Origin of the sequence: Chthonomonas sp. (genome assembly GCF_035294505.1) — a bacterium.
Taxonomy (GTDB): domain Bacteria; phylum Armatimonadota; class Chthonomonadetes; order Chthonomonadales; family Chthonomonadaceae; genus Chthonomonas.
Window position 1 is genome coordinate 1 of record NZ_DATGKU010000232.1, and the last position, 1,585, is coordinate 1,585.

Genomic DNA, 1,585 nt, shown 5'->3' on the forward strand with positions numbered 1-1,585 from the left:
GAATTGCATAGCGAGCACGAGCATCTTGTTCTCCAAGCTACAAGAGCCAACGGTGGATGCCTTGGCGCCTGAAGCCGATGAAGGACGTGGGTGGCTGCGATAAGCCACGGGGAGCTGCCTACCGAGCTTCGATCCGTGGATGTCCGAATGGGGCAACCCGCCGTCGCGAAAAACGGCGGCACTCCGGCCTGAACACATAGGGCCGGTAGAGGGAACCGGGGGAATTGAAACATCTCAGTACCCCGAGGAAAGGAAAGCAACAGCGACTCCCTGAGTAGCGGCGAGCGAAACGGGAAGAGCCTAAACCGTGCCGGTGCCAAAGCCTGGTGGCGTTGCCGGTGCGGGGTCGTGGGACCGGACAGGAAGGGCACCAGACCTTCCGCGGAGTTACAAAGTTGCTGCGTAGTGGAAGGGTTTTGGAACGTCCCGCCACAGAGGGTTAGAGCCCCGTACACGAAACGCATGCAACCTCCGGTCCGGCACCCGAGTAGCGCCGGGCCCGTGAAACCTGGTGTGAACCCGCGAGGACCACCTCGCAAGGCTAAGTACTAGCAGGCGACCGATAGCGGACTAGTACCGTGAGGGAAAGGTGAAAAGCACCCCGGGAGGGGAGTGAAATAGTACCTGAAACCGTTGGTTTACAAACAGTCAAAGCGTCGCCGGCACCAACACACGCCTTTGCCCGCAAGGGCTTAGGCGTAGGTTAGCCGGTCGCGATGGCGTGCCTTTTGAAGAATGAGCCAGCGAGTTACCGTGCGTGGCGAGGTTAACCCGTGAGGGGGAGCCGGAGCGAAAGCGAGTCTTAAATGGGCGTCTAGTCGCGTGTGGTAGACCCGAAGCCGGGTGATCTACCCATGGGCAGGCTGAAGCGGGGGTAAGACCCCGTGGAGGGCCGAACCCACCGTGGTTGAAAACACGGGGGATGACCTGTGGGTAGGGGTGAAAGGCCAAACAAACCCGGTGATAGCTGGTTCTCCCCGAAATGCATTTAGGTGCAGCGTCAAGTGTTCAGCGCCGGAGGTAGAGCACTGAATGGGTTAGGGGGCCCACAAGCTTACCGACCCCAATCAAACTCCGAATGCCGGCGCTCCAGAGCTTGGCAGTGAGACTACGGGGGATGAGCTTCGTGGTCGAGAGGGAAACAACCCAGACCGCCGGCTAAGGCCCCAAATTCGGTGCTAAGTGGGAAACGATGTCGGACTGCACAGACAGCCAGGAGGTGGGCTTAGAAACAGCCACCCTTTAAAGAGTGCGTAATAGTTCACTGGTCGAGTGGTCCGGCGCGGACAATTTAACGGGGCTCAAGCACCGAGCCGAAGCCGCGGACCTCGCTTTCGAGCGGGGTGGTAGGGGAGCGTCGTGCGCGCAGCGAAGCGGGAGTGTGAACTGTCGTGGAGCGCGCTCGAGTGAGAATGCTGGCATGAGTAGCGAGAGAGGGGTGAGAAACCCCTCCGCCGGAAGCCCAAGGGTTCCTGGGGAAGGCTAATCCTCCCAGGGTGAGTCGGGAGCTAAGGCGAGGCCGAAAGGCGTAGTCGATGCACAACTGGTTGATATTCCAGTACCGTCGTGCAAGCGTCAATCCCAA

Annotated in this window: 1 rRNA gene; it reads left to right on the forward strand. The window is 60.0% G+C overall.

From position 1 onward, the window contains the following. Nucleotides 1-29: 29 nt before the first annotated feature. A 23S ribosomal RNA gene (locus VKV18_RS14025) occupies nucleotides 30-1,585 on the forward strand; the annotation flags it as partial.